Source organism: Streptomyces sp. NPDC001904, assembly GCF_040297005.1.
GTDB lineage: Bacteria > Actinomycetota > Actinomycetes > Streptomycetales > Streptomycetaceae > Streptomyces.
This window is the reverse complement of the sequence record NZ_JBEOYI010000037.1, coordinates 1-25,855: the sequence shown is the minus strand read 5'-3', so window position 1 is coordinate 25,855 and position 25,855 is coordinate 1. Positions and strand designations below refer to the sequence as shown.

20 protein-coding genes and 1 pseudogene are annotated in these 25,855 nt (G+C 72.2%); 18 read left to right on the top strand and 3 right to left on the bottom strand.

The features are described from left to right. Nucleotides 1–39 precede the first annotated feature (39 nt). The 8 genes from ABT127_RS35900 (at nucleotide 40) to ABT127_RS35865 (ending at nucleotide 10,108) form a co-directional block, all read left to right on the top strand. The gene (locus tag ABT127_RS35900) at nucleotides 40–966 is read left to right on the top strand and encodes a carbohydrate ABC transporter permease (protein ID WP_351459657.1); all 927 of its coding nucleotides are present in this window, start codon (nucleotides 40–42) and stop codon (nucleotides 964–966) included. Between the two features lie 5 nt (nucleotides 967–971). Continuing rightward, nucleotides 972–1,901 (top strand): carbohydrate ABC transporter permease, encoded by a 930-nt coding sequence (locus tag ABT127_RS35895; RefSeq protein ID WP_351459654.1) that lies wholly within the window; start codon nucleotides 972–974, stop codon nucleotides 1,899–1,901. 57 nt (nucleotides 1,902–1,958) lie between these two features. Beyond that, nucleotides 1,959–3,299, top strand: coding sequence for an ABC transporter substrate-binding protein (locus tag ABT127_RS35890; protein WP_351459651.1), 1,341 nt, complete (start codon nucleotides 1,959–1,961; stop codon nucleotides 3,297–3,299). Between the two features lie 45 nt (nucleotides 3,300–3,344). Next, nucleotides 3,345–5,402 (top strand): beta-galactosidase, encoded by a 2,058-nt coding sequence (locus tag ABT127_RS35885; protein ID WP_351459648.1) that lies wholly within the window; start codon nucleotides 3,345–3,347, stop codon nucleotides 5,400–5,402. A 171-nt stretch (nucleotides 5,403–5,573) separates the two neighbouring features. Further along, nucleotides 5,574–6,917 (top strand): enterochelin esterase, encoded by a 1,344-nt coding sequence (gene fes, locus ABT127_RS35880; protein WP_351459646.1) that lies wholly within the window; start codon nucleotides 5,574–5,576, stop codon nucleotides 6,915–6,917. Nucleotides 6,918–6,985: 68 nt separating this feature from the next. Then, nucleotides 6,986–7,819, top strand: a complete 834-nt coding sequence (locus ABT127_RS35875) for a class I SAM-dependent methyltransferase (RefSeq protein WP_351459643.1) — start codon at nucleotides 6,986–6,988, stop codon at nucleotides 7,817–7,819. An 82-nt stretch (nucleotides 7,820–7,901) separates the two neighbouring features. After that, complete coding sequence (locus tag ABT127_RS35870; RefSeq protein WP_351459640.1) at nucleotides 7,902–8,816, top strand: NAD(P)-dependent oxidoreductase; 915 nt, start codon at nucleotides 7,902–7,904, stop codon at nucleotides 8,814–8,816. Nucleotides 8,817–8,869: 53 nt separating this feature from the next. After that, nucleotides 8,870–10,108, top strand: a complete 1,239-nt coding sequence (locus ABT127_RS35865) for an amidohydrolase (RefSeq protein WP_351459637.1) — start codon at nucleotides 8,870–8,872, stop codon at nucleotides 10,106–10,108. Here the strand turns inward: ABT127_RS35865 and ABT127_RS35860 are convergent. Then, complete coding sequence (locus ABT127_RS35860; protein WP_351459634.1) at nucleotides 10,065–11,186, bottom strand: hypothetical protein; 1,122 nt, start codon at nucleotides 11,184–11,186, stop codon at nucleotides 10,065–10,067. The genes ABT127_RS35865 and ABT127_RS35860 overlap by 44 nt on opposite strands. Nucleotides 11,187–11,398: 212 nt before the next feature. Here ABT127_RS35860 and ABT127_RS35855 point away from each other — a divergent pair, with 212 nt between their 5' ends. Beyond that, nucleotides 11,399–11,614 carry a hypothetical protein gene (locus ABT127_RS35855; protein ID WP_351459631.1) on the top strand — a complete coding sequence of 72 codons (216 nt, stop codon included), beginning with the start codon at nucleotides 11,399–11,401 and terminating at the stop codon, nucleotides 11,612–11,614. A 120-nt stretch (nucleotides 11,615–11,734) separates the two neighbouring features. Here ABT127_RS35855 and ABT127_RS35850 read toward each other — a convergent pair whose 3' ends face one another. Next, nucleotides 11,735–12,142 carry a CoA-binding protein gene (locus ABT127_RS35850; protein WP_351459629.1) on the bottom strand — a complete coding sequence of 136 codons (408 nt, stop codon included), beginning with the start codon at nucleotides 12,140–12,142 and terminating at the stop codon, nucleotides 11,735–11,737. A gap of 69 nt (nucleotides 12,143–12,211) precedes the next feature. Continuing rightward, nucleotides 12,212–14,173: an APC family permease gene (locus tag ABT127_RS35845; protein WP_351459626.1), complete on the bottom strand. Its 1,962-nt coding sequence runs from the start codon at nucleotides 14,171–14,173 to the stop codon at nucleotides 12,212–12,214. Nucleotides 14,174–14,341: 168 nt separating this feature from the next. Here ABT127_RS35845 and ABT127_RS35840 point away from each other — a divergent pair, with 168 nt between their 5' ends. From ABT127_RS35840 to ABT127_RS39405, 9 genes and pseudogenes are all read left to right on the top strand, one after another. Beyond that, the gene (locus tag ABT127_RS35840) at nucleotides 14,342–14,962 is read left to right on the top strand and encodes a YigZ family protein (RefSeq protein WP_351459623.1); all 621 of its coding nucleotides are present in this window, start codon (nucleotides 14,342–14,344) and stop codon (nucleotides 14,960–14,962) included. 428 nt (nucleotides 14,963–15,390) lie between these two features. Then, nucleotides 15,391–15,945 carry an NADPH-dependent FMN reductase gene (gene ssuE / locus ABT127_RS35835; RefSeq protein WP_351459621.1) on the top strand — a complete coding sequence of 185 codons (555 nt, stop codon included), beginning with the start codon at nucleotides 15,391–15,393 and terminating at the stop codon, nucleotides 15,943–15,945. 26 nt (nucleotides 15,946–15,971) lie between these two features. Continuing rightward, nucleotides 15,972–17,072 carry an LLM class flavin-dependent oxidoreductase gene (locus tag ABT127_RS35830; protein WP_351459619.1) on the top strand — a complete coding sequence of 367 codons (1,101 nt, stop codon included), beginning with the start codon at nucleotides 15,972–15,974 and terminating at the stop codon, nucleotides 17,070–17,072. Nucleotides 17,073–17,309: 237 nt separating this feature from the next. Beyond that, nucleotides 17,310–18,710, top strand: a complete 1,401-nt coding sequence (locus ABT127_RS35825) for a lectin (RefSeq protein ID WP_351459616.1) — start codon at nucleotides 17,310–17,312, stop codon at nucleotides 18,708–18,710. 102 nt (nucleotides 18,711–18,812) lie between these two features. Further along, a complete protein-coding gene (locus ABT127_RS35820) occupies nucleotides 18,813–20,984 on the top strand; it encodes a pectate lyase-like domain-containing protein (RefSeq protein WP_351459614.1) in 2,172 nt (723 codons plus the stop codon). A gap of 26 nt (nucleotides 20,985–21,010) precedes the next feature. Next, nucleotides 21,011–22,306: a ThuA domain-containing protein gene (locus ABT127_RS35815; RefSeq protein WP_351459611.1), complete on the top strand. Its 1,296-nt coding sequence runs from the start codon at nucleotides 21,011–21,013 to the stop codon at nucleotides 22,304–22,306. Between the two features lie 83 nt (nucleotides 22,307–22,389). Continuing rightward, on the top strand, nucleotides 22,390–23,568 hold the full coding sequence (locus tag ABT127_RS35810; protein WP_351459609.1) for an exonuclease SbcCD subunit D: 1,179 nt from the start codon (nucleotides 22,390–22,392) through the stop codon (nucleotides 23,566–23,568). Then, nucleotides 23,565–25,760 (top strand): annotated as a pseudogene (locus ABT127_RS35805) (AAA family ATPase); the annotation flags it as partial. The gene ABT127_RS35810 and the pseudogene ABT127_RS35805, both read left to right, overlap by 4 nt. Before the next feature lie 8 nt (nucleotides 25,761–25,768). Further along, nucleotides 25,769–25,855 (top strand): hypothetical protein (locus tag ABT127_RS39405; RefSeq protein WP_502971835.1); only part of this gene is annotated, 87 nt, incomplete at its 3' end.

Sequence of the window (25,855 nt, the reverse complement as noted above, 5' to 3'; positions counted from 1 at the left end):
ACGGTTCCGCCCGCGAGGACGCACGAGCGAGGGACCACGATGACGACGCTTCAACCGTCGGCCGCCGCAGGCCGGCGCCCTGGCCGGTCACCGGCACGCCGAACGCGCCGCTCGTGGACGGGATGGGGGTTCATCGGCCCCTTCGCCCTCGTCTTCGCGCTGGTCTTCCTGGCGCCCCTCGTCTACTCCGTCCATCTGAGCCTGTTCCGTACACAACTCATCGGCGGGACCCACTTCGTCGGCCTGGACAACTACCAACAGGCCCTGTCGGACGCCCGGTTCTGGGACGGTGTCCTGCGCGTCGGACTCTTCCTGCTGATCCAGGTGCCGGTCATGCTCGGCCTCGCCCTGCTCGTCGCCCTCGCGATCGACAGCGGCCGGCTGTACGGCAGGGACTTCTTCCGGATCGCCGTCTTCCTGCCGTACGCGGTGCCCGCCGTCGTCGCCACCCTCATGTGGGGCTTCATGTACGGCACCCGCTACGGCCTGGTCGGCGACGTCAATGGCGCGCTGGGCGTCCACCTGCCCGACCTGCTCTCGCCCGACCTGGTCCTCGCCTCCATCGGCAACATCGTGACCTGGGAGTTCGTCGGCTACAACATGCTGATCCTCTACGCGGCGCTGCGGGTCGTCCCGCACTCGCTGTACGAGGCCGCCGAGATCGACGGAGCCGGGCAGCTGCGCGTCATCACGGCCATCAAGCTCCCCGCGATCCGCGGCGCCCTGGTCATCGCCACGATCTTCTCGGTCATCGGCAGCTTCCAGCTCTTCAACGAGCCCGCGATCCTGCAGAAGCTCGCGCCGAACGCCATCACCACCGACTTCACCCCGAACTACTACACGTACTCGCTGTCCTTCTCCGGCCAGCAGCAGAACTACTCCGCGACGGTCGCCATCGTCATGGGCGTTTTCACCATGATCGTTGCGTACCTGGTCCAGTTGCGCGGCATGCGCAAGGGAGCGTGAGCGCGATGACCACCAGCACCCCCGTGCGACGGCCCGCACCGTCCCGGCCCGCGGCCCCGCGCCTGCGCGCACCCCGCCGCCACCTGCCCGGCCGCCCCCGGCGCAGCGTCCTGCTCACCGTGCTCACCGGTGTCGTCCTCGTCTACAGCCTGCTGCCGCTGGTGTGGCTGCTGATCAGCGCCACCAAGTCGCAGGAGGGGCTCGCCCGCTCCTTCGGCCTGTGGTTCGACAGCGACTTCGACCTCTGGGCCAACATCGCCGACACCTTCACGTACCAGGACGGCGTCTTCCTGCGCTGGTTCCTCAACACGCTGCTGTACGTGGTGGTGGGCGCCGGCGGTGCCACGTTCCTCGCGGTGCTGGGCGGCTACGCGCTCGCCAAGTTCGACTTCCCCGGCAAGAAGGCCGTCTTCGCCGTCGTCATCGGCGCGGTCGCGGTCCCGGCGACGGCCCTCGCCGTCCCCACCTTCCTGCTGTTCAGCAAGATCGGCCTGACCGACACCCCGTGGGCGGTCGTCGTGCCCTCGCTGATCTCGCCGTTCGGCCTGTATCTGATGTGGGTGTTCGCCACCGAGGCGATCCCCACCGAACTGATGGAGGCCGCCCGGATCGACGGCGCGGGCGAGGTGCGCACCTTCTTCACGGTGGCCCTGCCGCTGCTGGCGCCCGGCACCGTCACCGTGCTGCTCTTCACCACGGTCGCGACCTGGAACAACTACTTCCTGCCGCTGATCATGCTGAAGGACTCCGACTGGTACCCGCTCACCCTCGGCCTCGACTCCTGGAACAAGCAGGCGCAGACGTCCGGCGGCGAGACCGTGACGAATCTCGTCCTCACCGGCTCCCTGCTCACCATCGTCCCGCTGATCGCCGCCTTCCTGCTGCTGCAGAAGTACTGGCAGTCCGGACTCTCCGCCGGAAGCGTCAAGGAGTAACCCCGGCGGCCGTGTGACAACCCTCTGTAGGACCACGACGAAGTGGAAGCATCCGACATGCCTAAGCACACCCGCCGCCTGCTGCGCGGCATAGGCCTCGTCTGCGCCCTCGCCCTCGGGGCGACCGCCTGCGGCGGCTCCGGCGACGACTCCGGCGACACGAAGGCCGGTGCCGCCGATCTTCGGGCGGCCCTGAAGAAGGGCGGCACCATCACCGTCTGGGCCTGGGACTCCACGGTGAAGAGCGTCGCCGCCGAGTTCGAGAAGAAGTACCCGAAGGTCCAGGTCGAGGTGGTCAACGCGGGCACGGGCAACGACCAGTACAAGGCGCTGTCGAACGCGATCTCCGCGAAGAAGGGCGTCCCCGACGTCGCGCAGGTCGAGTACTACGCCATCGGCCAGTACTCCCTGACCAAGGGGCTCACCGACCTCGGCGCGTACGGCGCGGGCAAGCTCAAGGCCGACTACTCCACGGGCCCGTGGAACGCGGTGGCGGACGGCGACAGCGTCTGGGGCCTGCCCATGGACTCGGGCCCGATGGCGCTCTTCTACAACAAGAAGGTCTTCGACAAGTACAAGATCTCCGTCCCGACGACCTGGGACGCGTACCTGGCGGCCGCCCGCAAGCTGCACAAGGCCAACCCGAAGATGTACATCACCAGCGACGTCGGCGACGCCGGGATGACCACCAGCCTGCTGTGGCAGGCGGGCTCGCACCCGTACACGGTCGACGGCACGAACGTCGGGATCGACTTCACCGACGCGGCCGCCGCCAAGTACACGGAGGTCTGGCAGAAGCTCATCGACGAGAAGCTCCTCGCGCCGGTCACCGGCTGGACCGACGACTGGTACAAGGGCCTCGGCGACGGCACCATCGCCACCCTGCCCACCGGCGCGTGGATGCCCAACAACTTCGTCACCGGCGTGAAGCAGGCCTCCGGCGACTGGCGGGTGGCCGAACTGCCGCAGTGGACCGCGGGCGAGCACGCCAGCGCCGAGAACGGCGGCAGCTCGCTGGCCGTGCCCGACCTCGGCAAGCACGACAACAAGGCGCTCGCCTACGCCTTCACGAAGTACATCGCCGCCGGTGCCGGAGTGCGGACACGGATCGAGGAGGGCGCCTTCCCGGCGACCGTCGAGGACCTGGACTCCCCGGAGTTCCAGGGCGCGAAGTTCGGCTACTTCGGCGGCCAGCAGGCCAACAAGATCTTCGCCGAGTCCGCGAAGAACGTCCCCTCCGGCTGGTCGTACCTGCCCTACCAGGTCTACGCCAACTCGATCTTCAACGACACCGTCGGCAAGGCCTACGTCTCCGGCACCAGGCTGACCGCCGGTCTGAAGTCGTGGCAGGACGCCTCGGTCAAGTACGGCAAGGAGCAGGGCTTCACCGTCAAGTAGCCCTCCACGCGCTTCAGTTCACCACCGCATCACCGGAAGGACCCCATGACCGCCCCCACTCCCTCCCGTTTCCCCTACGCGAAGGGCTCCGACGGCACCCGCCGCCTCGGCTACGGCGCCGACTACAACCCCGAGCAGTGGCCCCGGGAGGTGTGGGAGGAGGACGTCCGGCTGATGCGCGAGGCCGGGGTGAACATCGTCTCGCTGGCGATCTTCTCCTGGGCCGGGCTCCAGCCCACCGCCGACACCTGGGACTTCGGCTGGCTGGACGAGATCATGGACCTGCTGCACGCGCACGGCGTCGGCGTCGACCTGGCCACGGCCACCGCGTCGCCGCCGCCGTGGCTCACCACCGCCCACCCGGAGATCCTGCCGGTCACCGCGACCGGCGAGACCCTGTGGCCGGGCGCCCGCCAGCACTGGCGCCCCACCTCGCCCCTCTTCCGCGAGCACGCGCTGCGCCTGGTCCGGGAGCTCGCCGGCCGGTACGCCTCCCACCCGGCTCTCGTCGCCTGGCACGTCAACAACGAGCTGGGCTGCCACAACGTCTACGACTACTCCGACGACGCCGCCCGCGCCTTCCGCGACTGGCTGCGCCGCCGCTACACCTCCCTGGACGTCCTCAACGACGCCTGGGGCACCGCGTTCTGGTCGCAGCGCTACAGCGAGTGGGAGCAGATACTGCCGCCGCGCCTCGCCGCCTCGCACCCCAACCCCACCCAGCAGCTCGACTTCAAGCGGTTCTCCTCGGACGCCCTCAAGGACCATCTGTGCGCCGAGCGCGACCTGCTGCGCGAGCTCACCCCCGGTGTGCCCGTCACCACGAACTTCATGGTCATGGGCGGCACCAAGGGCATGGACTACGCGGACTGGGCGGGCGAGGTGGACTTCGTCGCCAACGACCACTACGTCCTTCCCGGCCCGCACGACCGCGACGAACTGTCCTTCTCGGCCAATCTGACGAGCGGCATCTCGGGACACCGCCCGTGGTTCCTGATGGAGCACTCCACCGGTGCCGTCAACTGGCAGCCGGTCAACCTGCCCAAACAGCCGGGGGAGTTGGCCCGCGACTCGCTGTTGCACGTGGCGCACGGCGCCGATGCCGTCTGCTTCTTCCAGTGGCGCCAGTCCCGGGCGGGCGCCGAGAAGTACCACTCGGCGATGGTGCCCCACGCGGGGGAGGACAGCGCACTCTTCCGGTCCGTCGTCGCCCTCGGCCGCACCCTGGAACGGCTCGCGCCGCTCGCGGGCAGCGAGCGCGAACCCGCCCGCGTGGCCGTCCTGTTCGACTGGGACTCCTGGTGGGCCGCCGAGCTGGACTCCCACCCCACCTCGCGCCTCGACTACCACCGGGAGGCCCTGGACTGGTACACGGCGCTGCTCCGCCTCGGCGTCCGCGCCGACGTCGTTCCCGCGCACGGCACCGACCTGTCCGGCTACGACGTCGTGGTCGCACCCGTGCTGCACGTCGTCCCGCAGCCGCTCGCCAAGGAGCTCACCCGGTACGCCGAGAGCGGCGGCCATCTCGTGACCACGTACTTCTCCGCGATCGTCGACGAGAACGACCACGTCCACCTCGGCGGATACCCGGGCGCCCTGCGCGACCTGCTCGGCATCCGCATCGAGGAGTTCGGGCCGCTCCTCGACGGCGACACCGTCGGCCTCGACGGCCCGCTGCACGCGGTGGCCGGCAGCCTGTGGACCGACCGGATCGACGTCGACGGCCCGGAGGTGGAGGTCCTGGCCCGCTACCGCACCGGCCCCTACGCCTCCCGCCCGGCCGTCACCCGCCGTACGACGGGCGGGGGTTCGGCCTCGTACGTCTCCACCCGACTGGGCGTCGAGGGCCTGGCCGCCCTGCTCCCCGCGCTGCTGGCGCCCGCCGGGGTGGGCAGCGAACTTCCCGAGGAGGCCCGGGGAGCGGTGGAGCACGTCGTCCGCCGGGACGCGACGCACCGGTACGAGTTCCTGGTCAACCGGACCGACGTGCCCGTGACCGTGCCCGGCGCGACGGGTGAGGTGCTGACCGGCCCCGCGCTCACGGACGCGGGACTCGTGCTGCCGCCCCGCGGGGCAGCGGTCCTGCTCCGGCCGGTCGGCTGAGACCGCGCGTCGGCTCGTACGGAGAGGAGACCTGTCGCCGAGTCGTGCACCAGCGGGCATATGGTTAGCTTAGGCTAGCCTTACTGAACTCGCTAACAATTACGTTGACGAAAAGCCTGGTCATCGCAGGGTGTCCGGACGCCTTCGGGGCGGTCGACGGGAAGGGGAGACATGCGCGTCCAGGTCGCCGAGTCCGAGCCCGAGCCGACGGTCCGGCCCGCCGCGCTGCCGGACCACCGGCCGGTCCGGGTCACCGGACCGCGGATCGCGCGCCTCGCGGCGAGCGCGGCCGAGGCCGACCCGGCGCGCCGGGCTGCGCTCGTCGAGGAGTTCTGGCAGGAGACGGCGCGGCACGGCACCCCCCTCGTCGAGGAGATCGACAGGGAGCCGGACCATCGGGTGGTCACCTTCCTGTGGCGCGGCCACCGCGCCACCCGGCAGGTGCTGCTCATGGCGAACCGGCTCGTCGACCGCGGGCACCTCGCGGGTTCACTCCTGGAAGTGATACCCGGGACCGATGTCTGGCACCTCGGGCTGCGGCTGCGCGCCGACCACCGCGGCTCGTACCGGCTGGCCGCGGACGTCTCGGCCAAGGAGCCGCCCACCGCTCCCGATGTCCTCCAGGAGCGGCTGCGTTCCCTGGCCGTCCATGCCGCCGGGGACCCGCTCAACCCCACTACTCAGCCGTCCCGTTGGGGCGCCCCGGACGGCTCGGTCTTCGCGTTGCCGCAGGCGCCCGCCGAGGCGTGGGCCCCGGCGGAGCGCGCCGCGGCCGTGCCGGCCGGCCGCGTCGAACGGCATCGCGCACCCACCGCGGCGCTGGGCGGGTTCCGTGACGTCTGGGTCTACGTCCCACCCGGCGCGAGACCGGCCGACGCACGGCTGCCCGCGCTCGTCCTCTGCGACGGCGACCTGTGGTTCGGCCGCGAAGGATTCCAGCGCACCCTCGATCTGCTCATCGCCGACGGACGCCTCCCGCCCCTCGTCGTGCTCGCACCGGACGCCGTGGACCGGCACACCCGCGACCGCGAACTCGGCGGCCGGGACGCCTTCGTGACGTACCTCGCCGACGAACTGCTGCCCTGGGCGGCGGACCGCTGGCCCCTCGCCGCCGAGGATCCCGCCCGCACCGTCGTCGCCGGACAGAGCCTCGGCGGCATGGCCGCCCTGCACGCCGGTCATCTGCGGCCCGACCGGTTCGGCCACGTCGTCGCCCAGTCGCCGTCACTGTGGTGGCGGCCCGAACTGCCGCCCGGCGCAAGCGCCCCCGTCCTCGGCACTCCCTGGATGGTCGGCCGGTACGCGGCCGCCGCCCCGCGCCCGATCACCGTGCACCTCGACGTCGGACTGCACGAGGGCGCCACGGTCGACCACTGCCGCGCGCTCTACGACACCCTGCACTCGGCCCGCTACCGGGTCACCCGCAGCGAATACAACGGCGGCCACGACCAGGCCTGCTGGCACGTCGCCCTGGCCGAGGCGCTGATCCGGCTGCTCGGCCCCGCGTCCCCGTGAACCGGGCCGCCCCTGCCCTCCCGCCTTCCCGAGCTACGGCAGCCGGGCGCGTTCCGTACCGTGCCCGGGTGACCGACACCGAGCGAGAACGCCTGCGCCGCACCTTCACCGAGGCCGCCGAGACCTACGACCGGGCCCGCCCCGGCTATCCGCCGCAGGTGTTCGACGACCTGGCGGCGCTCGCCGGGGCGGGGCCCGGCTGCCGCGTCCTCGAGGTCGGCTGCGGCACCGGCCTGGCGACCGTGCCGCTCGCGGAGCGCGGCTGCCGGATCGTCGCCGTCGAACTCGGCGCCGAACTGGCCGCCGTCGCCCGCCGCAACCTCGCGGGGCACCCCGGCGCCACCGTTCACGTCGCCGCGTTCGAGGACTGGCCGCTGCCGCCCGAACCCTTCGACCTGGTCCTGGCGGCGACCTCGTTCCACTGGATCGACCCCGCCGTGCGCGTCGCGAAGTCCGCCGCGGCGCTGCGCCCCGGCGGCCTGCTCGCGACACTGTCGACCCATCATGCCGCCGGTGGCACGGAACAGTTCTTCGTGGACGTGCAGGCCTGCTACGAACACTTCGACCCGGCCACGCCGCACGGCCTGCGCCTCACCGCCGCGGACGACATCCCGTACGACAGCCAGGAGGCACCCGGCCGCACCACCGCGCAGGACAACGCGACGCTGCCCGGCGCCGACCGGTTCGAGCCGCCCGTCTTCCGCCGCTACGAACGCGACCTCACCTTCACCACCCGCCAGTACCTCGACCTTCTGCGCACCTTCTCCGGCACCCTCGCCCTCGACCCGGCCGCCCGCGCCGGGCTCCTCGACTGCGTCGGCCGCCTCATCGACCGCACCTACGGCGGCACGGTCACCAAGCGGTACCTGACGGAACTCCGGCTCGCCCGCCGCAGGGCCTGAGCGGGCGCCCCGGCTCGACGCGATCACCGGCCGCGCGGCACAGTGAACACGGGCACCAGGCACACACGAGGGAGTCGAAGGCATGAGCGCACCGACCGACAAGCGGACCGTGGCGGTCCTCGGCACCGGCATCATGGGCGCCGCGATGGCCCGGAACATCGCCCGGGCCGGGCACACCGTCCGCGCCTGGAACCGCAGCCGCGCCAAGGCCGAACCGCTGACCGCCGACGGCGTGCACGTCACCGACACCCCGGCCGAGGCCGTCACCGGCGCGGACACGGTACTGACCATGCTCCACGACGGACCCGCCGCCCTGGACGTGATGCGGCAGGCGGCCGACGGGCTGCGCCCCGGCACCGCCTGGATCCAGTCCACGACCGCCGGCATCGAGGGCGTCACCCGGCTGGCCGACTTCGCGGACCGCAACCGGCTCGTCCTCTTCGACGCGCCCGTGCTCGGCACCCGCGGCCCCGCCGAACAGGGGCAGCTGCTGATCCTCGCGGCGGGCCCCGTCGAACACCGCGACGCGATCGCCCCGGTCCTCGACGCGGTCGGCTCCCGCACCGTGTGGACCGGCGAGGACGCGGCAGCGGGCAGCGCCACCCGGCTCAAGCTCGTCGCCAACAGCTGGGTCCTGGCGGCGACCAGCGCCGCCGGTGAGGTCCTCGCCCTCGCCGAAGCCCTCGGCGTCGACCCGGACCACTTCTTCGACGCCATCGCGGGCGGCGGCCTCGACCTGCCCTACCTGCGGATGAAGGCCGCTCTGGTGCGGGAGGACCGGCTCACCCCGGCCCAGTTCGCGGTGAGCACCGCCGCCAAGGACGCCCGGCTCATCGTGGAGGCGGGCCGCTCCGGCGGCGTCCGGCTCGACGTCGCCGAGGCGAGCGCGGCCCGCTTCGCCCGCGCCGCCGAGCAGGGCCACGGGGACGAGGACATGGCCGCCGCCTACTTCGCCTCGTTCGACGAGGACGACCACCGGTACGGCGAGCGGCCCTGAGCGAGCCCCGCCCGCACGCCCCCCATCCCTCACATCCCGGCGCCGGAGGACAGATGACCCAGCAACCCAGGACCCCCACCGTGCTCGACGGCCTCCCGGCCCTGCTCCCGGGCCTGGCGAACCTCTACCGCGACCTGCACGCCCACCCCGAGCTGTCCTTCGAGGAGACCAGGACCGCCGCCGAGGTCGCCCGGCGCGCCCGCAGCCACGGCTACGAGGTCACCGAAGGAGTGGGCCGCACCGGCGTCGTGGCGACACTCGACAACGGCCCGGGACCCACCGTCCTGCTCCGCGCCGACTTCGACGCCCTGCCGGTCCGGGAACGCACCGGACTCGACTACGCCTCGAAGACCGACGGCGTGATGCACGCGTGCGGCCACGACATGCACGTCGCCTGCCTGCTCGGCACCCTGCGGCTGCTCGCCGACGCGCGCGCCGAATGGTCGGGCCGGATCGTCGCCGTCTTCCAGCCCGCCGAGGAGATCGCGCAGGGTGCCCGGGCCATGCTCGACGACGGCTTCCTCGACCGGTTCGGCCGCCCCGACGTGGTCCTCGGCCAGCACGTGGCACCGCTGCCCGCGGGCACGGTCGGCTGGCACGCGGGACCGGCGTTCGCCGCGGCCGACTCGCTCCAGGTGGTCCTGCACGGCAAGGGCTCCCACGGCTCCCGGCCCGAGACCGCCATCGACCCGGTGGTGATGGCCGCGGCGACCGTGCTGCGGCTGCAGACGGTCGTCGCCCGCGAGGTCCCCGGCGGCGAGACCGCCGTCCTGACCGTCGGCGCGCTCCAGGCCGGCACGAAGGCCAACATCATCCCCGACCGCGCCGAGCTGAAGCTCAACATCCGCAGCTACGGAGGCGAGACCCGCGCCCGCGTCCTGTCCGCCGTCGAACGCATCGTGCGCGCCGAGGCAGCCGCGTCCGGCGCCGAACGTGACCCGGAGATCACCGAGATCGACAGCTTCCCGCTGCTCACCAACGACGAAGCGGCGACCGAGCGCACGGTGGCGGCCCTGCGCACCGCCCTCGGCCCCGACCGGGTCTTCGACATGGGGCCGGTGACGGGCAGCGAGGACGTCGGCCTGTTCGCGACCGACTCCGGGGCCCCCATCTGCTACTGGATGTTCGGCGGCCTCGACCCGGAGCAGGTGGCGGCCGCGCAGAAGGCGGGCACGGCCGACCGGGACATCCCCGCCAACCACTCGCCGTTCTTCGCGCCGCTCGTCGAGCCAACCCTCACGACCGGGATCACGGCGCTGACGACGGCCGCGCTGGAGTGGCTGGGCGATTGACCGGGAGCCCGGGACCGTCGCCCGGCGTCAGCGCCCGGCGCCAGGCGGCCTTCTCGCGCGTCGCCTCGCGCTCCGGGGAGGTCGCCCACCGGAAGGTGAGCTGCGCGACGGTCGCCTGCGGCAGCGCCCACGCGGCGCGCACCAGGTCGAGCTCGCGCTGGAGCTTCCGCGTCGACACCTGGAGCCTGCGCGCCGCCCCGTCCTGGGTCTCGCCCTCCGACAGGGCCCGCAGGATCGCCCGCTGCAACTGACTCAGCAGCCCGCCCTCCGGGCTCTGGCCGCGCACCCGGCGCTGCCCGTGCCACGGGCTGGCCCGCCGCCACTCCTGCTCGAACGCGTGCTTGCAGAAGGCGACCATCGCCCGGTCCGTGATGATCCACGCAGCGCCCTCCGGGGCGTCCGGAACCACGTAGTCGGAGATGACCGCGACCCGCTCGTCGACGATCACGACCCGCTCGAAGGGGTCCGCCAGGGTACGGAAGTGCACGCCGCGCGGCGCCATCGTCGACGCCCACTCACAGCTCACCACGTCGTCGCGCACGGCGTCCTGATACAGCGTCCGGTAGTGCACCCCGCGCTCCAGGGCCGCCGTGTCGCGCGGCACGCCGATGTCCATCTGCTCCCGGGTCCGCGGCCCGTGCGGGTGCGCGCCGAGCAGCTCCGACCGGGCGGACGCGAGGATCGCCCCGATCCGTTCGTTGACCTCCGCCCGGTCCGACAGGAACTCCGAGCCGGTGGTGCCCCCCGCCCGGGTCCGCGACTGGGCGAACGCGAGGTTCAACTGCTCGACAGCGCTCGGCAGTTCCATCAGCATCCGGGTCTGCTCCTGAAGGTGCGTCAGGGCGTCCCGGGCGACCGACCAGGCGGCCGCCGTGGGCGGTAAGGGCACCGGACGCGCGCCGTCCTCGGGCAGCGCGACCATTCCCCACGCCTGTAACTGCGCCAGCGCCTCGTCGTCCGCGGGACCCGTCGGCCGCCCGGTGGCCAGGCGCCCGTACAGGTCGACCGCGGCGGCCGACAGCGCCTGCCCCGGCAGCGCCCGCCCGCGCGCGTCCCCGGGTGCGGTGCTCTCTCCCACCCAACCCCTCCGTCAAGCCGTCAAGGTCAACGCCGGTCGGCCGTCGGCCTGTTGGCGTACCTACGCCAGGCAGCAAGACGACAGCGGATTCGGTTGCAGCCGCGCCGCCGCATGAGCCACATTCTATCCGTGGGGCCCCTCCCGGTTCCTGCGAACCGTCTTCGCACAGCAGACACCGCCCCTGTGCGCCCGGAAGGACAACGATGACCCACATGGCACGCCGTATCGGAGCCCTCATCGCCCTCACCGTCGCCGCCCTGGCCGGTGTGGCGCACGCGCAGTCTGCGCACGGAGCGGCGACGACGACGCGTGCCGACAGCGTGTGGTTGGCGCCCGCCGACCCGCAGCCGGCGAACGAGCCGCACCGGGCGACCGTCCCGGCCGATCAGCCGGACAGGGCGATCGCGCCGCTGGACTCCGTCTGGTAGACGCCACCTCAGAGCCACCTGTCCAGGGGCTCGGGCGGCCTGCACTTTCCGTGGGGGGAAGCACTGTGCAGGCTGCCCGAGCCCCGCACCTGCGTCCGCGTCCGGGCGCGGTGCGGCAGGTCAGCCGAGTGCCGGGATCTCGATCGCCGGGCACCGGTCCATGACCATCTCCAGACCGGCCTCGCGCGTCCGCTCGTACGCCGCTTCGTCGACCACGCCGAGCTGGAACCACACCGCCTTCGCGCCGATCTCCACGGCCTCGTCGGCGACCCCGCCCGCCAGGTCGCTGTTGACGAAGACGTCGACGACGTCCACGGGGAAGGGGATGTCGGCGAGCGAGGCGTACCCCTGTTCGCCGTGGACGGTCTCCGCCTTCGGGTGGACGGGGACGATCCGCTTGCCGAAGCGCTGCAGCACGCCGGCGACGCCGTACGCCGCCCGCGCCTGGTTCGAGGAGAGACCGACGACGGCCCAGGTGTCGCCGGAGTCGGTGAGGATCGTGCGGACCGTGGCCTGGTCGCCGTACATGGCTGCCTCCTGTGAGCGGGTGCCGATGGTGTCGTAACCTCCCGGCCCGGCCGGGGATTCCGCGGCCGGTCAGCCCACGTGGACGCGCGGCCGCCGCTCCGGGTCGGCCTCCGCGCGGCGCAGCACCTCGCGGGTGACCGGGGCGACCTCGCCGTCGCCGAAGACGAGGAAGCGCAGCAGATGGCTGACGGGGTGGCCCTCCGTCCAGTTGAAGTAGGCGTGCGGCACCTCGCCCGTGCGGTCGCGCAGGTTCATCAGCACCGCCGCCACCGTGTTCGGCACGCCCGGGCCGTGCACGCGCAGCCGCCGCACCCCGTGCTTCTCGTCGCCGTGCACGACGAGGTCCTCGGTGAAGTCGGAGGAGTCCTGGATGAACACCTCCAGGAAGAGGAGCGCGCCGTCGTCGGGGATGTGGGTGTCCTCGCGCTGCTCGCGCTCCTTGGCGCGGTACTCGGCGGTGGTGTGCTCCTGCGGCTCGTTGGCGATGATGCGCAAGGGGCCCCGCGCCGCGGCCTCGTCGATCAGCCGGACGGCCGCCTCGTCGTACGTCACCGCGCCCGCGCGCAGCTCGAAGGCGCGGTGGACGCGGGAGGCGAAGGAGGAGATCAGGATCGCGACGATGAAGATCAGGGCGATCTTGATGCCGTCGGGGCGTTCCACGACGTTCGTGACGAGGGTGTAGGCGAAGACGGCGGTGATCGCGCCGAAACCGAGGGCCGCCCCCCGGTGGCCGCGCCGGTGCACCGCCACCGTCGAGGCGAAGGACGCGGAGAGCATCAGCACCAGCACGCCCGTCGCGTACGCGCCGGACTGGTCGTCGACGTTGGCGTTGAACCAGAGCGTGATGAAGACGGCCGCCGCCATGAAGACGAGGACCAGCGGACGAACCGCCCGGGTCCACTCCGGCGCCATGCCGTAGCGCGGCAGGTAGCGGGGGACCAGATTGAGCAGTCCCGCCATGGCGGAGGCACCGGCGAACCACAGGATGGCGATGGTCGAGACGTCGTAGACCGTGCCGAAGCCCTCGCCCAGGTAGGCGTGCGCGAGATAGGCGAGCGCCCGGCCGTTGGCCGAGCCGCCCGCCTCGAACTCGTGCTGCGGGATGAGGATCGTCGTGGCCAGGCTGGACAGCAGCAGGAAGCAGCTCATGATCAGCGCGGCCGTGGTCAGCAGCTTGCGGGTGTCGCGGATCCGGCCGGCCGGCTTGGCGTACGTGTCGTCGGGGCCGCCCTGGATCTGCGGCATGACCGCGACGCCGGTCTCGAAGCCGGACATGCCGAGCGCCAGCTTCGGGAAGACGAGCAGTGCGACGCCGACCATCACGAACGGCGAGGAGTGCTCGGCCGTCATCGCGTCCCACCAGTTGGTGATCTTCACCGGCTGGGTCAGCACATGGGCGGCGGCCGTGATCAGCACGACCACGTTCATCGCGAGATAGGCGCCGACCAGGACGACGGCCACCCGGATGGCCTCCTTGAAGCCCTTCAGGAAGACCGTGCCGAGCGCGGCGAGCAGCACCAGCGTGATCCACAGGTTCGCGTCGTGCAGCCAGCCGGGCGCGAACGGGTTCTCCACGACGTGCGCCGCCGCGTCCGCCGCCGAAAGGGTCATCGTGATCATGAAGTCGGTCGCGGCGAACCCGAGCAGCACCAGCACGAACAGCTTCCCCGCCCACCAGGGCAGCAGCCGTTCCAGCATCGCGATCGACCCCTCGCCGTGCGGCGACTCCTTCGCGACCCGGCGGTACACCGGCAGCGCCCCGAGCAGGGTCAGCGCGATCAGCACCAGCGTCGCGAGCGGGGACAGCAGACCGGCCGCCAGGGCCGCGATGCCCGGCTGGTAGCCCAGCGTGGAGAAGTAGTCGACACCCGTCAGACACATCACGCGCCACCACTTGTGACCGTGGTGCTCCTCCGAGACGCGTCCGTGCGGTCCCTGATGGCGGGCCGTCTGCTCGCTCAGGCCCTCCAGCAGCCAGGACCGCCAGCGCGAGGTACGGGCGGGTGGGGCGTCGGCCCGGGTGCCGGTCATGTGGGGGCTCTCTGTCGGGAGTCTCGGTGGTGTCGCCTGTCGCGTACGGGAGTGCACTGCCCCGCGGCAGCCCGTTCATGACAGTGACGACGAGCGAGTATCCATCACATCGTCACTCGCGCACCGGGCGGGGGCGACCCCTGCCGCACCGGCGAATAGGCTGGTCGGATGCACGACGAGTACCGCACGGTGGCCCGCGAGGGCGTGCACGAGACAGAGATCAGCCGCTCCCGGTTCCTGTGCGCGCTCGCGCCCGCCGCGACCGAGGAGGAGGCGCAGGCCTTCGTCGCGCGCGTCCGCAAGGAGCACCCGACTGCCTCGCACAACTGCTACGCGTACGTGATCGGCGCCGACGCCTCCGTGCAGAAGGCGAGCGACGACGGCGAGCCCGGCGGCACGGCGGGGGTGCCGATGCTCCAGATGCTCACCCGGCGCGAGATGCGCTACGTCGTCGCCGTCGTGACCCGGTACTACGGCGGCGTGAAGCTGGGCGCGGGCGGGCTCATCCGGGCGTACGGCGGCGCGGTGGGCGAGGCGCTCGACGCGCTCGGCACCGTCACCCGCCGCCGCTTCCGCCTCGCCACGGTCACCGTCGACCACGGCCGGGCCGGAAAGATGGAGAACGACCTGCGGGCCACCGGGCGCGACGTGCGCGAGGTCCGCTACGCGGAGGCGGTGACCATCGAGATCGGGCTGCCCGAGGGGGACGTGGAGCGCTTCCGGGCATGGCTGGCGGACGTCAGCGCCGGGACCGCGGGCTTCGAACTGGGCGGCGAGGCGTACGGCTGACCTGTCCACGGCGTGGGCGGGTCTCGACGGATGTACGCAGCACCTGATTCAATCGGCCCATGGACGCAGGACGGCACGACCTCACGCGGCGACGCCACGTCGATCTCGCACGGGTCAGCAGCACCTCCTGTCGTTTCCCCCGCTGAGCCGTCGCCCGGCTCACGTCCGACCTCTGCCGCATTCAACTGCCGCTCTCACGCGCCCTGTTCCGCGTCGCGGACAACGCCTCGCGCCTGCCGGGTCGCTGATTCGTCGGCGAGTGCGGGCCGGTGGGGCCCCTCGCGCAGTTCCCCGCGCCCCTCAAGGCTGCGCTGCGCGCAACCTCCCCTGGACGAGCGGAGCTCGTTTCAGGGGCGCGGGGAACTGCGCGAGAAGCTCCCACCGGCCCGCAGCGGACAACGAACTCCCCACCCCGCAAAGGAATCCCCGTGGCCCTCCTCCTCACCCTCACCGGCAGCGCCTCCGCCCCCGGCACCTCCCGCACCGCCCACCTCGCGCGCGACCTCGGCGTCCAACTCGCCGCCCGCCACCACGAGATACGCCACCTCGACGTCCGCTCCCTGCCCGCCGAGGGACTGCTGTCCGCCGACACCACCGACCCCGGCATCGCGGCGGCCGTCGCCCTCGTGGCCCGCGCCGACGCCCTGATCGTCGCCAGCCCCGTCTACAAGGCCGCGTACTCCGGCGTCCTGAAGACCTTCCTCGACCTGCTGCCGCAGTACGCGCTGCGCGGCAAGCCCGTGCTGCCGCTGGCCACCGGCGGCTCGCCCGCGCACGTCCTCGCCGTCGACTACGCGCTGCGGCCCGTCCTCACCTCCCTCGGCGCCGACGTCGCGCAGGGCTGGTTCGTCCTCGACCGGCACATCACGGTCGACGCGGACGGCGCCGTCAGCCTCGCCCCCGAGACGCGGGAGGCGCTCGCCCCGGTGCTCGGCCGTTTCCGCGACGCGCTGCCGGGCGGTTCCCGCCTCGCCGCCGCCTGAGCCCCGGACCCGGAGAGGAGACCGCCATGTCCCTGACCTTCCACTGGTTCCTGCCCACCAACGGCGACAGCCGCTCGATCGTCGGCGGCGGCCACGGCGTGCCCACCGGATCGGCGGGCGGCGACCGGCCGGCGTCGCTCGCCTACCTCGGCCAAGTGGCGCGCACAGCGGAGCAGTTGGGATTCGCCGGGGCGCTCACCCCGACCGGTGCCTGGTGCGAGGACGCCTGGCTCACCACGGCGATGCTGGTCGAACAGACCGAGCGGCTGAAGTTCCTCGTCGCGTTCCGCCCCGGCCTGCTGACCCCCGCGCTCGCCGCGCAGATGGCGACCACCTACCAGCGCCACTCCGGCGGACGGCTGCTGCTCAACATCGTCACCGGCGGCGAGGATCCGGAGCAGCGCGCCTACGGCGACTTCCTCGACAAGGAGGGCCGTTACGCCCGGACCGACGAGTTCCTGCACATCGTCCGCGCGCTGTGGCGCGGCGAGACCCTCGACTTCCAAGGGGAGCACGAGCGCGTCGAGCAGGCCCGGCTCACCCGCCTCCCGGATCCGGTGCCGCCCGTCTACTTCGGCGGGTCGTCGGCGGCGGCGGGGCCGGTCGCGGCCCGGCACAGCGATGTCTATCTGACCTGGGGCGAACCGCCGGCACAGGTCGCCGAGAAGATCGACTGGATCCGTACGCTCGCCAAGGCCGAGGGGCGCGAGATCCGCTTCGGGATCCGGTTGCACGTCATTGCCCGGGACACGGCCGCCGAGGCGTGGGCGCAGGCCGAGCGGCTGCTGGCCGGGATCGACCCGAAGGCCGTCGCCGACGTCCAGGCGGGCCTGGCCCGTTCGGGCTCCGAAGGGCAGCGGCGGATGCTCGCCCTGCACGGCGGCAGCGCCGACGGCCTGGAGATCTACCCCAATCTGTGGGCCGGGGTCGGCCTGGTGCGGGGCGGTGCGGGCACCGCCCTGGTCGGTTCGCACACCGAGATCGCCGACCGGATCGCCGAGTATCACGCCCTGGGAATCGACGAGTTCGTGCTCTCCGGCTACCCGCACGTCGAGGAGGCGTACTGGTTCGGCGAGGGTGTGCTGCCGGTGCTCGCTGCGCGCGGACTCTGGCAGCACCCTTCTTAACAAACCTTGAATTAAGTACTGTTGAAGCCCCCGGAGCGCCGACCGGGGGCTTTGCTGTGTTCAAGTCCTTGTGGGCGCAGATCCGTTGATGGTCATCTCGGTTTCATCTCTTGACGCCACTGGTGCAGACCTTTAGGTTCCCGTTCGCCACAGCTTCATGAATGCACCCGCTGTTCATCTCCATGAACACCCGTAACCCCCCATCGACGGCCTCCCATGAAGGGCTGTGAACCCCCTATGTCCCCGTCCCCCCTGCCCGGACCTGCTCTCACGCGCTCCACCGCCGTACGCGCCGCGCTCGCCACCGTGCTGCTGACGGTGTCGGCGGGCGCGCTCGCCACGACCCCCGCCGCGGCGGCCACCGGCACCATCACCGGACTCGGCGGCAAGTGTCTCGACGTGGCGGCGGCGAGCTCCGCCAACGGCACCGCCGTCCAGCTCTACGACTGCAACGGCACCGCCGCGCAGCAGTGGACGGTCGGCACCGACGGCACGATCCGCGCCCTCGGCAAGTGCCTCGACGTCACCGGCAATTCGACCGCCAACGGCGCCCGGCTCCAGCTGTGGGACTGCGCCGGAAGCGCCAACCAGAAGTGGACCGTCTCCGCCGCCCGCGACCTCGTCGGCCAGCAGTCCGGCAAGTGTGCCGACGTCACCGGCAACACCTCCGCGAACGGCACCCCCGTCCAGATCTGGAGCTGCACCGGCGCCGCCAACCAGAAGTGGACCGCGCCCGGCGGCGGCGGCACGCCTCCCGCCGCGGCGCCGATGGCCGTCGCCCCGTACCTCTACAACGGCTGGGGCAACCCGCCCAGCCCGACCACGATCATGAACGCCACCGGCGTCAAGTGGTTCACCCTCGCCTTCGTCCTCAGCAACGGCATCTGCAACCCGCAGTGGGACGGCGGCCGCCCGCTGACCGGTGGCGTCGACCAACAGACCATCAACACCGTGCGAGGAGCCGGCGGAGACGTCGTCCCGTCGTTCGGCGGCTACAGCGGCAACAAGCTGGAGAGCTCCTGCACCAGCGCCGGTGCGCTGGCGGGCGCGTACCAGAAGGTCATCAACGCGTACGGGCTCAAGGCCATCGACATCGACCTGGAGGCCGACGCGTACAGCAACGGGACCGTGCAGCAGCGCACGATCGACGCGCTGAAGACGGTCAAGGCCAACAACCCGGGCATCAAGGTGTACGTCACCATCGGCACCGGCCAGTCGGGACCGGACACCAGCCTGATCAACCGGGCCGCGAACTCCGGCCTCACGGTGGACAGTTGGACGATCATGCCGTTCGACTTCGGCGGCGCCGGCCAGAACATGGGGACGCTGACCACGAAGGCGGCCGAGGGCCTCAAGAACGCCCTGAAGAACGCCTACGGCTACAGCGACGACCAGGCGTACCGGGGCATGGGCATCTCGTCCATGAACGGCATCACCGACGACAACGAGACCGTCACCCCCGCCGACTTCCAGACCATCCTGGCCTACGCCCAGCAGCACCACCTCGCGCGCCTGACGTTCTGGTCGGCCAACCGCGACCGGCCCTGCTCCGGCGCCTACCCGAACGACGACACCTGCTCGGGCGTGTCCCAGAGCGCCTGGCAGTTCACCGGCATCTTCGCCAAGTACACCGGCTGACGGACACCCCCACAGGAGACCTCCTTGTCCAGACCCGTGTTCAGAAACGTGTCCAGATCCGTGCCGGTGTCCGCGCCCGGACACCGGATACCGAGAGTCCTCATGGCGGTCGCGCTCGTGGCGACGACCGCCACCGGCGTCGGGTTCGCCGTACAGACTCCTGCGAGTGCGCAGGGGACCGCGGCCGCGGCCCTCCCGACCGGCCCCACCACCGTGGTCAACAAGGGCAGCGGCAAGTGCGTCGACGCCCGCGCGGCCGCGAGCGCCAACGGCACGGCCGTCCAGCAGTACAGCTGCAACGGCAGCACCGCCCAGAACTGGCAGCTGACCGCCACCAGCGGCGGCTACTACCGCGTCAACAGCAGCCTCGACACCACCAAGGCCTGGGACGTCACCGACGTCTCCACCGCCGACTCCGCCGCCGTCCAGCTGTGGACCTACTCCAGCGGCACCAACCAGCAGTGGCTGCCCGTCGCCGAGGCCGACGGCGCGTACCACTTCGTGAACCGCAACAGCGGCAAGTGCCTGGACGTCCCCAGCGCCTCCACCGCGGACAGCGTGCAGCTCGCGCAGTACACCTGCAACGGCACCGCCGCGCAGTCCTTCACGCTCGGCGGCGGCACGACGAACCCGCCCGGCACCCCGGACCTCGGCCCGAACGTGACGGTGTTCGACCCGTCGATGTCCGCCGCGAGCATCCAGTCCAAGCTGAACTCGGTCTTCGCCCAGCAGCAGACCAACCAGTTCGGCTCGGCCCGCCAGGCCCTGCTGTTCAAGCCCGGCACCTACAGCGCCGACGCCAACGTCGGCTTCTACACCCAGGTCGCGGGGCTCGGCCTCTCCCCGGACGACGTGACCATCAACGGCGCCGTGCACGCGGAGGCCGACTGGTTCCAGGGCAACGCCACGCAGAACTTCTGGCGCGACGCCGAGAACCTGTCGGTCAACCCGACCGGCGGCACCGACCGCTGGGCCGTCTCGCAGGCCGCGCCCTACCGGCGCATGCACGTGCGCGGCAACCTCGCGCTCGACGACGGCGGCTGGTCCAGCGGCGGCTTCATCTCCGACACCAAGGTCGACGGCCAGATCCGCTCCGGCTCCCAGCAGCAGTTCCTCACCCGCAACTCCCAGATGGCGAGCTGGTCGGGGTCGAACTGGAACATGGTCTTCGTCGGCGACCAGGGCGCACCCGCCCAGTCCTTCCCGACGTACACCAACGTCGCGAGCACCCCGACGATCCGCGAGAAGCCGTTCCTCTACGTGGACGGAGCGGGCGCCTACAAGGTGTTCGTACCCGCGCTGCGGGCGAACGCCGTCGGCACCACATGGAGCGGGAAGACCCCGGCGGGCACCTCGCTGCCGCTCGACCAGTTCTTCGTCGTCAAGCCGGGCGCCACCGCCGCCGACATGAACGCGGCCCTCGCGGCCGGCAAGAACCTGCTGGTCACCCCGGGCGTCTACCACCTCAACCAGACGCTGAACATCACCCGCCCCGACACGGTCGTCCTCGGACTGGGCCTCGCCACCCTCGTGCCGGACGGCGGGATCACCGCGCTCAGCACCGCCGACGTGGACGGCATCCAGCTGGCCGGCCTGCTGATCGACGCAGGCACCACCAACTCCCAGACCCTGGTGCGGATCGGCCCGGACGGCTCCTCCGCGAACCACGCGGCCGACCCGATCCAGCTGTCGGACTTCTTCGTCCGCATCGGCGGCGCCACCGTCGGCAAGGCGACCAACTCCCTGGTCGTCAACAGCCCGAACACGGTCATCGACCACACCTGGATCTGGCGGGCCGACCACGGCAACGGCGGCACGGTCGGCTGGACCACCAACACCGCCGACACCGGGCTCGTCGTCAACGGCGCGAACGTGACCGCGTACGGCCTGTTCGTCGAGCACTTCCAGAAGACCCAGGTCGTCTGGAACGGCAACGGCGGCCGCACCTACTTCTTCCAGAACGAGATGCCCTACGACCCGCCGAACCAGGCCGCCTGGATGAACGGCAGCGGCAAGGGCTACCCCGCCTACAAGGTCGCCGACTCCGTCACCAGCCACGAGGCATGGGGACTCGGCAGCTACTGCTACTTCAGCACCAACTCCAGCGTCGTCGCCGACCGGGCCTTCGAGGTGCCCAACACCTCCGGGGTCAGGTTCCACGACATGGTCACCGTCTCGCTCGGCGGCACCGGGACCATCAGCCACGTCATCAACAACACCGGAGGACCGTCCAACTCCGGCAGCAACGTCGCCAACCTGACCAACTACCCGTAGACCGCACGGAGAGGACCGATCGACAGATGCACACGCACACCGCCGGATCCGGATCCGCCCGCACGGCCCTGCGGATCCTCCTCCTGCTCGCCGCCCTGCTCGGACTCGCGGCACCGCCCGCCGCACACGCGAGCGGCACGGCGGCCCCCTTCAAGGTGCTCGGTCTCTACAGCGGCACCTGGGACGCGGCCCACATCGACTTCGAGAAGGAGGCCAACGACTGGCTGCCGAAGCAGGCCGCCGCGAACGGCTTCACCTACACCGCCAGCAACGACTGGAACCTGCTCGCCAACGGTGGCGTCAACGCCTACCAGGTCGTCCTGTTCCTCGACGACCTGCCGCAGACCGCCGCCCAGCGCACCGGATTCGAGCAGTACATGCGCGGCGGCGGCGCCTGGATGGGCTTCCACGTCTCCGCGTTCACCACGGACGCGGCGAGCTGGTCCTGGTACCACAACCAGTTCCTGGGCAGCGGCAACTTCAAGTCCAACACCTGGGGTCCGACGTCCGCGACCCTCAAGGTCGAGGACCGCACCCACCCGTCCACCGTGAACCTGCCCGCCACGTTCACCTCGTCGGTCAGCGAGTGGTACAGCTGGTCCAACGACCTGCGGCAGAACCCGGACATCAAGATCCTCGCCTCGGTCGACCCCAGCAGCTTCCCGCTGGGCACCGATCCGAACCAGTCCTGGTACAGCGGCCACTACCCGATCCTGTGGACCAACACGAAGTACAAGATGCTCTACGCGAACTTCGGCCACAACGCGATGAACTACGACACCAACACCCGCACGTCGTCGACGTTCGCCAGCGCGACCCAGAACCGGTTCCTGCTCGACGGGCTGAAGTGGCTCGGCGGCGCCGGCGGCACGACCCCGCCGGACGACACGCTCTCCGAGACGGCCTGGTACTCCCTGAAGAACGTCGGCAACGGCACCTGCGTCGACGCCCGCGCCGCCGCCACCGCGAACGGGACCGCGATCCAGCAGTACACCTGCAACGGCACCCAGGCGCAGCAGTTCCGGCTCGCCACGACCGACGGCGGATACCGGCGCATCGGAGTGCGCCCGAATCCGCAGCAGGTCATCGACGTGACGGGCGTCTCGTCCGCTGACAACGCGCCGCTCCAGCTGTGGGCGTACGGAGGCGGGCAGAACCAGCAGTGGCTCCCCGTGAAGGAGGCCGCCGGGAGGTACCGGTTCACCGCCCGGCACAGCGGCAAGTGCCTCACCGCGGCGGCCGCCGCCACGAACAGCGCGCAGCTCACCCAGCGTGCCTGCGACGGCTCGGCCGCCCAGAGCTTCACGCTCACCACCGGCTGACGCGTGACGCACGTCACCGTGCGGGGCGCCCGATGAGGGCGTTCCGCACGTGATGTCCGACCCAGCAGCTAGCCTCGTGTCCCATGAGGCTGCTGCACACGTCCGACTGGCACCTGGGACGCGCGTTCCACCGAGTGAACATGCTCGGTGCCCAGGCCGCGTTCATCGGCCACCTCGTCGACACCGTGCGCGAGCGCGAGGTCGACGCGGTGGTCGTCTCGGGCGATGTGTACGACCGGGCCGTGCCCCCGCTGGCCGCCGTCGAGCTGTACGACGACGCGCTGCACCGCCTCGCCGACCTCGGCGTACCCACCGTGATGATCTCCGGGAACCACGACTCGGCCCGCCGCCTCGGCGTCGGCGCCGGACTCATCGGCCGCGCCGGGATCCACCTGCGTACCGAGGCGGCCCGGTGCGGCGAGCCCGTCGTGCTCGCCGACGGCCACGGTGACGTGGCGTTCTACGGGCTGCCGTACCTGGAGCCCGCACTGGTGAAGGGCGAGTTCGCGGTCGAGAAGGCGGGCCACGAGCAGGTGCTCGCCGCGGCCATGGAGCGGGTGCGGGCGGACCTCGCCGAGCGCCCGGCCGGGACCCGGTCCGTCGTCCTCGCGCACGCCTTCGTCACCGGCGGCGCGCCCAGCGACAGCGAGCGGGACATCACCGTCGGCGGCGTCGCGGCCGTTCCGGCGGGCGTCTTCGACGGCGTCGACTACGTGGCGCTCGGGCACCTGCACGGCAGCCAGACCATCTCCGAGCGGGTCCGCTACTCGGGCTCCCCGCTCCCGTACTCCTTCTCCGAGGCCGACCACCGCAAGAGCATGTGGCTGATCGACCTGGCTGCCGACGGCGCGGTGACCGCCGAGCGCCTGGACTGCCCGGTGCCGCGGCCCCTCGCCCGGATCCGCGGCGACCTGGAGGACCTGCTCGCCGACGCCTCCCTCACGGAGCACGAGGAGTCCTGGGTGGAGGCCACCCTCACCGACGCGGTGCGCCCCGACGACCCGATGGCCCGGCTCACCGACCGCTTCCCGCACACCCTCAGCCTGCTCTTCGACCCGCGCAGGACCGAGACCGAACCGGACGCCAGCTACGCGGAACGCCTCAAGGGGCGTGACGACCACGAGATCGCGGAGGACTTCGTGACCCATGTCCGGGGCACCGGGCCCGACGAGGACGAGCGGATGGTGCTGCGCGCCGCGTTCGACGCCGTGCGGACCGATGCCTTCGAGAACGAGGTGCACGAGCGCGAGGGCGCCCGGTGAGACTGCACACCCTGCACATCACGGCGTTCGGTCCCTTCGGCGGCAGCCAGGAGGTCGACTTCGACGCCCTGTCGTCCGCCGGCCTCTTCCTGCTGCACGGCCCGACCGGCGCCGGCAAGACCTCCGTCCTCGACGCGGTCTGCTACGCGCTGTACGGGTCGGTGCCCGGCGCCCGGCAGAGCGCCGGCGGCCAGGGGCAGAACCTGCGCAGCGACCACGCCGAGCCCGGGGTGCGCACCGAGGTCCGCCTCGACCTGACCGTCGCCGGCCGCCGGCTCGAACTCACCCGGCAGCCGCCCTTCGCCCGCCCCAAGAAGCGCGGCACCGGATTCACGACGGAGAAGGCGCAGAGCTGGCTGCGCGAGTACGACGCCGTGGCGGGGGAGTGGAAGGACCTCAGCCGCTCCCACCAGGAGATCGGCGAGGAGATCACCCAGCTGCTCGGCATGAGCAAGGACCAGTTCTGCCAGGTCGTCCTGCTCCCGCAGGGCGACTTCGCCCGCTTCCTGCGCGCCGACGCCGAGGCCCGCGGCAAGCTGCTCGGCCGGCTCTTCGACACGCGCCGGTTCGCCGCCGTGGAGCAGCGGCTCGCCGAGGACCGGCGCGCCGCCGAGAAGCAGGTGACGGCGGGCGACGCCGAGCTGCTGGCCGACGCGCACCGGATGCAGCAGGCCGCCGGGGACGTGGTGGAGACGGCACCGGTCGACGCGGCGCCCGGCGACCCGGGGGTCGCGGAGGCGGTCCTCGGCTGGGCGGCCGTCGCCCGCTCCACGGCGCGGGAGCACTACACGCACACCCATCTCGCCCTGGGCGCCGCCGAGTCGGCGAGCGTGGCGGCGCGCCGCCACCTCTCCGACACGCAGGAGGCGGACCGCCTCCAGCGCCGGTTCGCGCAGGCCGAGACCCGGGCGGCCGCGCTGGCCGAGCAGGAGGCGGAGCTGCGGGCGGTGCGCGAGCGGATGGACCGCGGCCGCAAGGCGGCCGCCGTCGCCCCTGCGCTCGATCTGCGCGAGGCCGCCGACGCCGAGCACCGCGACGCGCTCCGCGAGGAGACGCGGGCCAGGGCGGACTTGCGCGCGGAGACCGGCACCGGGCCGGACGCGCCCGAGGCCCTGAAGGACGCGGCCGACGCGGGCCCCGGCGCACTCGCCGAGGCCACCAGGCGTGTCGCCCAGGAACTCGGCGGGCTCGACGCGGCGCGCCGGGCCGAGCGGCGCCTCGCCGCACTCGGCCGGGAGCGTGCGGACCTCGACCGGGAGGAGCGGGCCGACACCGAGCTCCTCGACGAGGCCGAGCAGTGGCTCGCCCGGTGGGACACCCGCCGCACCGAGTTGCAGGACGGGGTCGACCGGGCCCAGGAGGCCACGGCCCGCGCCGAGCACCTCGCCGGGCAGCTGGAGCCCGCGCTGCGGCAGGCCCGCGCCGCCCGCGAGCGCGACCGGCTCGCCGAACAGGCCGACACCGCGCGGGCCGACACCCTGCGCGCCCGCGAGGAGTCGGCGCACGCCCGCGAGCACTGGCTGGACCTGAAGGAGCAGCGGCTCCTCGGCATCGCCGCCGAGCTGGCGGAGGAACTGCGGGACGGCACACCCTGCGCCGTCTGCGGCGCCACCGAGCACCCGGCGCCCCAGCGGAAGTCGGCGGGCCACGTCGACCGCGCCGCGGAGGAGGCCGCGCTCGCCGCCCACCGCGCCGCCGAGGACCGGCACACCGAGGCGGAGCGCCGCTCCGCCGTCGTACGGGAGGAGCTGGCCGCGGCGAAGGCCGCCGCCGGTGACGCCCCCGCCGCGGAACTCGCCGACGCGGCCCGCGCGTTGCAGGACCGGCACGCCGAGGCCCGCGCCGAGGCCTCAGCCCTCCACGCGGCCCGCGAGACGCTGGCACAGGCCCTGAGCGAGCACGAGCGCAGGCTGGCCACCCGCCAGGAAGCGGCCACCCGGAGCGCGGGCCGCGCCTCGACACGCGAGGCGCTGGAGCGTGAACAGACTTCTCTTGAGGGCGAGTTGACGCAGGCGCGCGGCACCGCGGTGAGCGTCGAGGCCCGCGCCGCCCAGCTGGAGCGGCTCGTGGACGTGCTCGGCGCGGCGGCCGACGCGGCCCGCGCCGTCGAGGACACCGCGCAGCGCCTCAAGGACGCGGACGCGCGACTCGCCGACGCGGCCTTCAAGGCGGGCTTCGACACGCCGGAGGCACGGCCGAACTGGGCGCCACCCTCGCGCTCCACGTCCGCGTCGCCCTCGGCGATCTCGGCCCCGACGACGTCGAGGTGCAGGTGGTCGCCGGCCGG